At 75.0% G+C, this 10,859-nt stretch carries 8 protein-coding genes; 2 read left to right on the plus strand and 6 right to left on the minus strand.

The window, feature by feature from the left end; translation table 11 throughout:
* Positions 1–56 precede the first annotated feature (56 nt).
* The 5 genes from ACFWXO_RS15460 to ACFWXO_RS15480 all read right to left on the minus strand — a co-directional run bounded on the left by ACFWXO_RS15460 (position 57) and on the right by ACFWXO_RS15480 (position 7,119).
* A complete protein-coding gene (locus tag ACFWXO_RS15460; RefSeq protein WP_380524432.1) occupies positions 57–1,841 on the minus strand; it encodes an ABC transporter ATP-binding protein in 1,785 nt (594 codons plus the stop codon).
* On the minus strand, positions 1,838–4,942 hold the full coding sequence (locus ACFWXO_RS15465; protein ID WP_380524433.1) for a lantibiotic dehydratase: 3,105 nt from the start codon (positions 4,940–4,942) through the stop codon (positions 1,838–1,840). Before ACFWXO_RS15465 ends, ACFWXO_RS15460 begins: the two co-directional genes overlap by 4 nt.
* A gap of 5 nt (positions 4,943–4,947) precedes the next feature.
* Entirely contained in the window at positions 4,948–6,285 is a 1,338-nt protein-coding gene (locus tag ACFWXO_RS15470) for a lanthionine synthetase C family protein (protein ID WP_380524434.1), read from the minus strand.
* 200 nt (positions 6,286–6,485) lie between these two features.
* On the minus strand, positions 6,486–6,680 hold the full coding sequence (locus ACFWXO_RS15475; protein ID WP_375886484.1) for an FDLD family class I lanthipeptide: 195 nt from the start codon (positions 6,678–6,680) through the stop codon (positions 6,486–6,488).
* Positions 6,681–6,825: 145 nt separating this feature from the next.
* Positions 6,826–7,119, minus strand: coding sequence for a helix-turn-helix transcriptional regulator (locus ACFWXO_RS15480; RefSeq protein ID WP_375886482.1), 294 nt, complete (start codon positions 7,117–7,119; stop codon positions 6,826–6,828).
* 426 nt (positions 7,120–7,545) lie between these two features.
* On the opposite strand from ACFWXO_RS15480, the gene ACFWXO_RS15485 reads away from it, so the two are divergent.
* Complete coding sequence (locus ACFWXO_RS15485) at positions 7,546–7,962, plus strand: GntR family transcriptional regulator (protein ID WP_375886481.1); 417 nt, start codon at positions 7,546–7,548, stop codon at positions 7,960–7,962.
* Between the two features lie 69 nt (positions 7,963–8,031).
* Here ACFWXO_RS15485 and ACFWXO_RS15490 read toward each other — a convergent pair whose 3' ends face one another.
* Positions 8,032–8,943, minus strand: a complete 912-nt coding sequence (locus ACFWXO_RS15490) for a LysR family transcriptional regulator (RefSeq protein WP_375886478.1) — start codon at positions 8,941–8,943, stop codon at positions 8,032–8,034.
* A gap of 269 nt (positions 8,944–9,212) precedes the next feature.
* On the opposite strand from ACFWXO_RS15490, the gene ACFWXO_RS15495 reads away from it, so the two are divergent.
* Complete coding sequence (locus ACFWXO_RS15495; RefSeq protein WP_380524435.1) at positions 9,213–10,601, plus strand: TolB family protein; 1,389 nt, start codon at positions 9,213–9,215, stop codon at positions 10,599–10,601.
* Positions 10,602–10,859 lie beyond the last annotated feature (258 nt).

Consider the following 10,859-nt stretch of genomic DNA (forward strand, 5'->3'; position numbering starts at 1 on the left):
AGCACGGCGGCAGTCGGTGCGTCGCGGGCAGTACGGGGACGGTCAGTACGGGACGGTCAGTGCGGGGCACTGTCGGCGAGGTAGCCGGCCGCCTGGAGGCGGAAGAGCCGGGCGTAGACGCCCTCGGCCCGGAGCAGTTCGTCGTGGGTGCCCTCCTCCGCCAGCCGGCCGTTCGCGACGACGACGATCCGGTCGGCGATCCGGACGGTGGAGAAGCGGTGGGCGATGACCAGGGAGGTGGACTCGCCCGCGATCTCGCGCAGCCGTCCGAAGATCTCGGCCTCGGCCTCGGCGTCGATCGCGGCGGTCGGTTCGTCGAGGACGACGATCGGGGCCCGGCGCATGAACGCCCGGGACAGGGCGATCTTCTGCCACTGGCCGCCGGAGAGCTGGTGGCCCTCCTCGAAGTGCCGGCCGAGCATGGTGTCGTAGCCGCCGGGGAGGGCGTCCACGACGGGGGCCGCGCCGGCCGACCCGGCGGCCTGCCGGACCCGGTCGAGGTCGTCCAGCGACTCGACCCGGCCGAAGCCGATGTTGTGCCGCACGCTCATCTCGTAGCGGATGAAGTCCTGGAAGATCACGCCCATGTTCCGTTGCAGCCCGTCGATGTCGTACTCCTCGATCGGGACGCCGTCGATCAGGATCTGGCCGCCGGTCGGCTCGTACATCCGGGTCAGCAGCTTGACGACGGTGGTCTTGCCGGCGCCGTTCTGGCCCACCAGGGCGACGCAGGCGCCGGCCGGGATGCGGAAGCTCAGCCGGTCCAGGACGGGCCGGTCGGTGCCGGGGTAGCGGAAGCTGACGTCACGGAACTCGATGCCCTCGCGCAGGGTGGCCGGGAAGGGCCGGTCGCCGCCGGCGATCCGGCGTTCCGGGAGGTCGAGGAAGCCGAACAGGTTGCCGAGGAAGAGGGTGTCCTTGTAGAGCGCGGCGGCGCCGAGCAGCAGTCCGTGCGCGGCCACCTGCACCGTGCCGATGGCCTGGAGGTAGCCGGCCAGCTCGCCCACCCGGCTGCCGTCGGCGGCGTCCCGGATCGCCCACAGCAGGGCGCCGGAGGAGGCGAGCACGCTCAGCAGGCCGAAGCCGCCGACGGTGACGGACTGGCGGCGGGCCACGCCGCGGTCGATCCGGAAGAAGCGGTGGACCAGCTCCCGGTAGCGGTCCAGCAGGTAGGGGCCGAGCTGGAAGAGCCGGACCTCCTTGAAGGAGTGGTCGGTGGTGGTCAGGTACTGGTAGTAGTACAGCCGCCGACGGTCGGCCGTACGAGCGTACTCGATCTCGAAGACCTTGTGGCCGAACGCCATGTGGGCGATCACCGAGGGGACCGGGGCCGCCAGGATGACCAGCGCCACCCAGGGGCTCCAGGCGAACAGCACCGCGCTGACGGACAGCAGGGTGACCAGTTCGCGGGCGGCCTCCAGCATCTCGGCGAACAGCTGGTAGACGCGGCCGCCGTTGCTCTCCTGGAAGGCCCGCTGGAGCTTGTCGTACGCGTCGGCGTCCTCGTACTGCTGGAGGTCCAGGGTGATGCCCTTGCGCATCACCTGCTCACCGATGCTGGTGGTGAGCTCCAGGCGCAGCAGCGAGTCCAGGTACTGGACGGCGATGCCGAGCAGGTGGCCCGCCACGGCGAGGGCGAGCAGCTGGTAGCCGGCCCGCAGGGCGTCGTCGCGGGCCCCGGCCACGCCGCCGACGGCGTCCGCGACGCTCTGCACGACCTGCGCGGTGAGCGCGATCTGCAGGCCGGGGACGGCGGCGTTCAGCACGGTGCAGAGCGCGTAGCCGGTGACCTTGCCGGGGCTGAGCCGCCAGAACAGCGCGATGACGCGCAGCCAGGTCATCGTCCGCCCTCCCGTCCGGTGCCGCGGCCGCCGTTCCCGGCGGGGGGCTCGGCAGCGGCCTCGGCGGCGAGCCGGCCGCGGACGGCGCGCAGGGTGTGCCGCCACAGGCCGTAGGCGCGCTCCTCGCGGGCCAGGTCGATCGGCAGCAGCCGGTTGACCTGGAGGTGCGCGAGGCTGGCGAGCACCTGCCGCTCGCTGCCGACCAGCCGCCCGGCCCCGGCGGCCCGGCGGACCGCCGCCGCGGCCGCACCGGCGGCGGGCCGCTGGGCGGTGAAGGCCTCGGCGAGCAGCAGCCGGTGCCGGGCGCCCTCCTCGTGCGGCCGGCGCGGCCAGGGCCGCAGCAGCTCGCAGAGGTAGTCGCGGTCGGCGCGGAAGGACCGGCGGACGGCCTCGTCGTCGGCCCGGCCGCCGGGGGCGAGGTCCGCGCGGTCCGGCAGCGGGACGCCCCACTGGGCGTACAGCAGGTCGACGGCGGCGACCAGCAGCGGCTCGGGCCGCAGGTCGGGGCGGCCGGCGAGCAGCCCGACCGAGGCCTCGCTGCTGGCCTCGAAGAGCCGCTCGACGGCGTCGTAGCAGTCGGCGCCGCCGTAGCGGGCGACCTCGGGCGCGTAGGAGGCCACCGTGAGGTCCCGAGCGAGGCCCCGGCCCGCCAGGTCACGCCCCCAGGCGAGCAGCCGGGCCAGGGTGCGCGGCGCGTCGGCGCTGCGCACCCGCAGCCGCAGGTGCGGGTGGGGGTCGGCGTAGCGGAGGTAGAACCAGCGGTCCAGCAGGCCCTCGGCGCGCAGCTCGGCGAGCAGGTCGGGCAGCGGGCCGGTGAGGATCTCGTCCTGGCGCTCCGGGCCGGCGTACACCTGGAGGAACGACCACTCGCCGCCGGGCAGGTGCCGCGGCACCGGGGCGGTGGTCCGGCCGCCGGCCGGGTGGCGGGCGGCCGAGGCGGCGTCCCGGACGATCAGCGGGACGACGACCTCCTCGTGGTGGCGCCGCCCGTGCCCGTCCGTCAGCCAGAGCCGGTCGTGGACGGGCAGCAGCTCCTGGAAGGTCAGCGCCGCGCCCGGTCCGAGCGCCTCGCGCAGTTCGGGGAGGGTCTGCGGGTGGTCGAGGTCGAGCAGCAGCCGGTTGTCGTCCTCGACCAGGTAGACGTGCCGGGGGACGTTCCAGCGGGCCCGCCAGGCGGCGGGGTCGGCGAGGTCGGGCGCGGTGAGCCGCCACTGGGCGGGGCGGAGCACGACCCGGCCGCGGACCACCCGGGGGAGGAACGGCGCCCGGGCGAGCCGCCCCCAGCCGAAGGCGACCGGCAGCACGTACCCGTCGTAGGACACCTCCAGCAGGAACCGGGCCGTGTCGGGGGCGACCAGCGGGCTGAGCATGTGGTGCTGGGCGACGACCACCTCCCGGCCGAGCCGCCGGGACCACAGGTAGAGCCGGCCCTCGGTGGCGCCGAGCAGCAGGTCGTCGAGCGGGACGACCCGGTCCGGCGGCACCGACGGGGTGCTGTTGACCGGGATCTCGTACGGCCGGATCCGCGGCCGGACGGCGACGTTGGCGGCGCGGCCCCAGGTCGGCTGGAAGGCGAGTTCGGCGTGCACGGCGTCGGGGAACAGCGCCTCCTCGCGCCGGGCGTACGCGCGCAGCCGCTCGACGGCGCCGTCCCCGAGCAGGTCGAAGAAGCGGCCGAAGGTGCGCCCGCCCTGGGCCATCCCGTCGGAGCGCAGCACGGCCCGCCACTCGCCGCGGTCGATCGCCTCCCGGTCGGCGGCCTCGATGCTCAGGTAGGCGTCGACCACCGGCAGGACGGGTGCGGTGCCGGGCTTGCCGGGCGGGGCGAGCCGGTCCAGTCTGGCGTCGGTCAGCTCGACCTCGAACGCCCGCTCCCACCAGGCCTCCTGGGCGAGGTCGAGCAGGGCGGCGTCGAACCGGGCGGTGTCCGGCGGGGTGGTGGTGGGCGGCAGGTCGAAGGCGCGGCCGGGCTGGGTGTAGAGCGGCGGCGCGTCCAGGCCGGTGTCGGCGCCGAGCACCTCCAGGACGGGCACCCGGGCGCCGGCGCCGTAGCGTTCGACGAACTCCTCGCGGTAGCGCGCCAGGTGCTGGTGGTCGGTGCCGGAGGCGGCGGCCAGCCGCAGCAGTACGTCGACCGCGTCGGCGGCGGCTTCGCCGACGGCACGGTTCAGGGTGGGTGTGCGCAGGTCGAGGGCCGCGTCCAACTGGTAGGTGCGGCCGCGGTGTTCGGGGACCAGCGCGGTCTGGGCGGCGGCCAGCGCGCGCAGGCCCGCGACGTCGTGGGCGGTCCGGGTCAGGTCGACGACCGCGCGCAGGCCCTCGGCCACGTCCTCGGCCCCGGGCAGCCCGGCGACCTTCTTCAGCAGGTACTCGTCGGGCCGGGCCTCGGTCTGCGGCGGGCGCAGGTCGCTGCCGAGGAAGCCGAGCTCCCACAACTGGCGGACCAGACCCGTGACGGCGTCCTCACCGGCCTCCGGGAAGGCCTCGGCCAGTTCCGCGACCAGCCGCCGGTACGGGACGGGCGCCGCCGCGGTCCCCAGCGCGAGCCGGACCGGACCGGTGGCCCGGATCCGGACGGCCCGCTTGTCCTCCTCGCCGTGCACCTCGGTGAAGGGCAGCACCATCCGGTCCCCGGCGAGGTGCGCGGTGGAGTTGGCGACCACGTCGAGGTGGGGCAGCAGGGCCTGGTCGCCCTCCAGCCGGTGGACGAGCGCGAACAGCCACTCCAGGTCGCTGCGGACCCGGGTGGCGCGGACCGCCGGGCTGCCCAGCCGGGCGGTCGTGCGGTCGCCGAACTCACCCATCGCGACCCCGGCGAACGCCCCGAACGGGGTGGGGCGGGTGGACATCCGGGTGAGGTAGCGCAGCAGCGTGGAGTGCAGGCGCCGGGTGCGGCGCCCGTCCGCCCGGTCGGGCCGCTCCAGGGCGGCCACCAGGTCCTCGCTGGCCACCAGCAGCGCCCGGCGGACCTCCGGGTCCTCGGCGAGGGCGAGCAGTTCGGCCCGGGTGCGGGCCGGGTCGGCGGTGATCCGGTGGTAGGCGTCGACCGGCAGCGCGGGCGCGCGCAGCAGGAAGAAGTCGGCGGGGACGTACCGGGACACCCGGCTCACCGCCCCAGGAAGACGCGGAACCAGGCGGGCCGCTCGTCCGCGAGGGCGGCCAGCAGCGCCAGGGCGACGCCCGCGGCGCCGGAGAGCAGCCCCGGATCGTCGACGGTGTTGCCGGGCAGGTCCTCGTCGGCGAACACCACCGGGTGCCGGGGGGCGGCGTACGCCAGCAGCCGTTCCAGCAGTCCGGGCAGCGCCTGCGCGGCCGCCGCGCTGTGCGGGCCGAACTCCTCGGCCAGCATGACGAGTCCGGCCAGGCCGTGGCAGAGCGTGGGGGTGCGCGGCTCGGCGCCGGCGGCCCGGCGCAGCGCGGCCTCGAAGGCCTCGACGGCACTGACGCGCAGCCCGTCGTCCCCGGTGCAGTCGGCGACGGCGAGCAGGGCCGCGGCGATCCCGGCGGTGCCGTAGCACCAGGCGAGTTGGTCGTGGCAGTGGGCGACGGGCCGCTCGGCGCCGAGCTCGTCGACCGGGACGCCGTTGGCCCACAGCGGGCCCTGGTCGTCGGTCAGCCGGTGGCCCAGCAGCCAGCCGGTGAGCGCCGTGAGGGCCTCGCGCTGGCCGGGGCGGCGGTGGCCGGCGGCCCAGGCGGCGGCGAGGGCGACGGCCACCCCGGGCACGCCGTGGGAGACGCCGAGGTTGAGGTAGCCGTGCGGGTACTGCCGGTGGTGGTCGCCGACCGGCGGGTAGACCTCGGGACGGAGCAGCCAGCCCCGCGCGGTTCCGGCCGGCTCGGCGGGCCCGGCCTGCCGGATCAGCCGGTCGAGCAGCACGGCGGCGGCCTCCCGGACCCGCGGGCCCGGCTCGGGCAGGGCGCTGAGGCAGGTGAGCACGCCGGCCGCGCCGTTGACCAGGTCGTAGTCGGTGTCACTGATCGGCTGCCCGTCCTCCGGCCACGGGGTGGCGATCGCCTGCTCGGCGAGCTGGTCGTACAGGCGCAGCAGGCTGGGCCGGAACCGGGGTTCGTCCTCGGCGCAGTCGGCCAGGGCCAGGGCCAGGCCGGCGGTGCCGCCGAACAGGCCGGGGCCGGAGAGCGGTTCGACCTGGGTGGCGAGCACCGCCTCGCGGATGTGGCCGTGGGCGTGCTCGCGGTCGCCGAGGCCGGCCCGGGCGGCGTACAGGTGGAGCAGGGCGAGGCCGGCCTGGCCGTGGCTCAGGCTCGGCGGGTACCAGCCCATCGGCACAGCGGCCTGGTCGGCGGCGCGGAGCGCGAGTTCGGTCCACTGCTCGGTCGTCGCGGTCCGGGACACCACGAGGCGCACCGTGTCGCGGACCCGTTCGGCGAGCGGGGCGTCGGGGGTGCGGACGGACGGTTCGCCGGTTTCCCGGACGGTGTGCATGTGTTCTCCCTCGGAGGGTGGCGCCGGGGCGGTGGCGGCCCCGGCCTGGTGACGGTCCCGGAGTTCGCGGCGGGCCGGGGGTCCGCGGCGGCTCTGGAGTTCGCGGCGGCTGTGGAGTTCGCGGCGGGCCGGCGCGAGAATGGGCGGACGGGTGCTGCCGTGTCCTGTATCCACGGCAGCACCCGTCACCTCACCGGAGGTCAGTCCTGCTGCGGGTTCGAGCAGATGCCCGAGGTGCACAGGGTGGTGCAGACACAGGTCGAGGTCACCTTGCAGCCGATCCGGGTGCAGATGGTGCGGGTGGCGAGGGTGCTGATCGACGGCGTCGGCAGCTGGCCGCCGCCCTGGACCGGCGAGCTGATGCGGGCGTCCAGGTCGAATGCGTTGTCGGACATCGCGAATTCCCTTCGAATCGTCCCGTTCCGGTTTCCCGGGCGGGTTCGGGGGTGCCTCCCCCGTGATTCGATGATGTCCCGGCGGGCTTTCCGTGCCTATTGTCGCGGGCGACAGTCCGGCGACGGTCCGGCGGCTTTCCGGGATTCAGGCGGCGGGCGCCCTGGGGGTGCGGTCCGGCGCAATGAGGTGGGCGTAGGAGGCCAGGCAGCCGGAGAGCCGGGATTCGAGTTCGAGTTTCTCCAGGACGGCCGTGAGATGGGCCCGCACGGTGCGTTCGGTGACCTGTAGCCGGGCGGCCATCTGCTGGTTGGTCAGGCCTTCGGCGAGCATCACGAAAACCTCGCGCTCACGGGGTGTCAGTCGGCCGACACGGTCCAGTGCGTGGGTCCAGGCGGGTCCGCCTGAGGCGGCCGCCGTCGTGGTCGCGAAGTCATTCACGTCATCTCCCCGTTGTCCATCCGACGGATTCGGTGGGGCGGCTCCGTCCGGGCCGCACAGGACAGAACGTAGGCACTGTTCGAACCGGAAGCAACCGTGTTCCGCCGTTGGCTACGGAGCGTCAGGACGGCGCCGGACCGTGGCGTCCGGGCCTCCGGCGGCGGTGTCCGGTGGCACCGGGGGACTCCCCGCACAGGCGGAAGGCGGCGCTCCGGCGAAACCCCCGCCATTCGGCGGGGATGGTTCCATTGGCACCATTCTCACCGTCCGTGGAGGCCTTCGGCGGTGCCCGGTGCGGCGATCGGCGGAAACCGGCGCGGGGAATCCGGAATTCGACCCGCCGGTTACCGGGCGGACCCCCTTCCGGCGATCCTGACACAGCCGAAGCTTGACTCCCCGTTGACCAAGTCGGTTAACATTGCCGACATGAGCATTGCAATGCCGGGCTCACCATCGCCACTGCATGTCCGGATCGAGCGTCAGATCCAGTGGTCGATCGAGCGGGGGGAATATGCCGAAGGCGAGTCACTGCCCCCGGCGAGCGACTTGTCCGCGAATTTCCGGGCCAACCGGAACACCGTTCTGCGCGCGCTGCGGAAATTGCGCGCCAAAGGACTCATCGATTTCGGCCGCGGTCGCGGAATCATCGTCGTGGCGCGTTCCGGGGCCGCGCAGGGCGACGTCGCGGGCCTGTCCGAACAACTGCGGCAGCTGGTCGCCGTGGCCGACGCCCACGGCGTGGCCCGCTCCTCGCTGATCTCCGCCATCGAGCGCATGCCCCGCCCGGCCGAGGGCGCGACGGCACCGCGCCGGGCGGGCCACCGCCCGCCGGGACGCCCCTGAGACAGGCCCTGAGACGGGCCCCGAGACGGGCCCTGTGGCGGCTTCCGTGAGCGTGCTTCCGTCGGCGGGTCAGGCGCCGGCTGCGGCGGCCTCGGCGAGGGAGTCGAGGACCGGGCGGAGCAGCGGGTGCCCGTCGGCGCCGGCCCGGACGGCGGCGAAGACCCGGCGGGTGGCGAGGTCGCTGTCGACCGGGCGGACCGCCACCCGGGCCAGGTCCACCCCGCGGAGCGCGGAGCGCGGCACCAGGGCGACACCGGCGCCCGCCGAGGCCAGGGCGACGACGGCGCGGAAGTCGTCGGAGGAGTGCAGCAGGCGCGGCTGGAAGCCGGCGTGCTCGCAGGCGAGCAGGACCACGTCGTGGCAGGGGTTGCCCGGATAGGGGCCGATCCACGGCTCGTCGGCCAGCGCGGCCACCGCCAGCGGCCCGGCCTCGGCGGCCAGCGGGTGGGCCAGCGGCAGCACGGCCTCGAAGGGTTCGGCGTACAGCGGGACCCTGGTCAGCCGGGCGTCGTCGGCGCGCGGGGCGCCGCGGTACTCGACGGCCACCGCGAGGTCGGCGCGGCCGTCCAGCACCATCGGGAGGCTGGCGTCGCCCTCGGCGTCCAGCACCTTGAGCCGCAGGCCGGGGGCGCGACCGGCCAGCAGGCCGATCGCCGGGGCGAGCACGTGCGAGATGCCGGTCGCGAAGGAGGCGACGGTGACCTCGCCCGCGACGCCCGCGCTGTACGCGGCGAGGTCGGCCTCGGCCCGCTCCAGCTGGGCGAGCACCGCGTCGGCGTGGCCGAGCAGGATCTCCCCGGCGGCGGTCAGCCGCACGCCCCGGCCCTCCCGGGCCAGCAGGTGGTGGCCGGTCTCCTGTTCCAGGGCGGCCAGCTGCTGGGAGACCGCGGAGGGGGTCAGGTAGAGGGCGGCCGCCGCGGCGGTCACGGTGCGGTGGTCCGCCACGGCCCGGAGGGTCCGCAGCCGTCGTGCGTCGATCACACGTCAATTCTGCCAGCGCGGCGGAGCGGGCCGTCCGGGGTGCCGCTCCCGGGGCCGTCCGGGGCTTCCGGGACGCCGCCTGCGGGGCCTGCGGGGTGCCGCCGGCAGGGCCGCTCGCAGGGCGGTTTCCGGGGCAGTACCACCGGTGGCGTATTTCGGCCCGAGATCGTCTCGGCCCGTTGACCGCCCGGTCCGCACGGCGCTTGGCTCGGGAACGGACCGGGCCGGGGACTCCGGGGCCCGGTACTCGTCATCTGGGGAGGATGTCCATGATCACCGCCCGTTCCCGCCGCCGGCTCGCCCGCGCCGGCTGCGTCCTGGTGGCCGCCCTCGCGGTCGGCGCCGTGATGCCCGCCGCCGAGGCCCGGCCGCCCAAGGGCGACACCGCCCGGGTCAGCGAGGGCTTCAAGGGGGAGCAGCTGAACGGCGCCTCGACCGGGCTCGGGCTGAGCGCGGACGGCCGTTCGGCGCTGTTCTCGTCGGCCGCGACCGACCTGCTGCCGTCCACCGGCACCCCGAACTCCGGCGAGGTCTACGTCCGCGACCTGCGCAACGGCCACATCGAGCGGGTCAGCGTCGCCGACGACGGCTCGCAGCTGAACGCCCCCACCACGGACGCCTCGATCAGCGCGGACGGCCGGTTCGTGGCGTTCAGCACCGCCGCCACCAACGTCGTCCCGGGCCAGGCGAAGCACGAGAACGACGTGTTCGTCCGCGACCGCTGGACGGGGCGCACCGAGCTGATCACCGGCGGCCTGCTCGCCACCGCGGACGACGAGACGATCCGCAGCGCGGACAACCCCACGCTGAGCGCGGACGGCCGCTACGTCGCCTACGCCTCGAACCGCACCGACCTGACCACCGGCATCCGCCGCGGGAAGATCAACATCTACGTCACCGACCGCTGGACCCACACCACCCGGCTGGTCACCACCGGCCCGGCGGGCGGCACCGGCGCGGACAACCACTCCTACCGTCCGACCATCAGCGCGGACGGGCGCACGGTCGGCTTCGTCTCCCGGGCCTACAACCTCACCGACCCCGCCCCGGGCACCCCCGCGGCCCCGGCGGCGGCGGACGCCGAGCTGGCCGGCCCGCGCTTCTACCCGTACTACGTCTGGTCCGCCGCCACCGGCCGGACGGTCGTCGCCGGTGTGGACACCACCGGCGCCGAGCGCGGCGTCGGCCTGATGGACGCCCGGATCAGCCCCGACGGCCGCTACGCGCTGTACGGCATGCCGACCTACGGCGTCGGCCCCCGCCCCGGCAACCACGGCCTCCGGATGGACCTGTACGTCCACGACCTGGTCACCGGCAAGGTCACCCTGGTCAACACCCCGCTGCCCGGCACCACGCCCACCGACGGCTCCTACGACCCGGCGATCACAGCCGACGGGCGCTGGGTCTACTTCGACTCCGCCGCGGACGACCTGGTGGCCGACGACACCAACCAGTCCTCCGACGTGTTCCGCCGCGACCTGTGGACCGGCCGGATCGAGCGGGTCAGCCTCGCCTCGGACGGCTCCCAGAGCACCGCCGCCGCGCAGAACCCGTACGTGGACGCCGAGGGCGGCACGGTGCTGTTCGACGCCGAGGACGGCAACCTGGTGCCGGGCGACACCAACACCGTCACGGACGTGTTCCGCCGCCGCCTCTGAACCGCGCCCGGCCTCTCCACCCTGTCCGCAAGGCCCGCCGTCCGATTACGTCTGTTGACGTATTTTCCGTCCGGATTCATCTCAGCTGTTGACCCAGGGGCCGTCCGGCGCTTGGCTCGTTCCCGGACCGACCGCCCGGGGGGGCCTGTCCGACCGGGCGCCGGGCCCCCCCACCCCAAAGGGGGGGGGGGGGGGGGAAGCCGACAAACAGCGGGTGTTGAGGGCAGACAACAACCCCCACAGCACCCGCAAGAACAC

Origin of the sequence: Kitasatospora sp. NPDC059088 (assembly GCF_042738155.1) — a bacterium.
In the GTDB taxonomy this organism is placed as follows: Bacteria; Actinomycetota; Actinomycetes; order Streptomycetales; family Streptomycetaceae; genus Kitasatospora.

What these genes read in the sequence shown, in the direction of transcription:
- ACFWXO_RS15495 (WP_380524435.1), top strand. Translation starts at nt 9,213, where the DNA reads ATGATCACCGCCCGTTCCCGCCGCCGGCTCGCCCGCGCCGGCTGCGTC.
- ACFWXO_RS15475 (WP_375886484.1), bottom strand. Translation starts at nt 6,680, where the DNA reads ATGTCCGACAACGCATTCGACCTGGACGCCCGCATCAGCTCGCCGGTC.
- ACFWXO_RS15470 (WP_380524434.1), bottom strand. Translation starts at nt 6,285, where the DNA reads ATGCACACCGTCCGGGAAACCGGCGAACCGTCCGTCCGCACCCCCGAC.
- ACFWXO_RS15460 (WP_380524432.1), bottom strand. Translation starts at nt 1,841, where the DNA reads ATGACCTGGCTGCGCGTCATCGCGCTGTTCTGGCGGCTCAGCCCCGGC.
- ACFWXO_RS15485 (WP_375886481.1), top strand. Translation starts at nt 7,546, where the DNA reads ATGAGCATTGCAATGCCGGGCTCACCATCGCCACTGCATGTCCGGATC.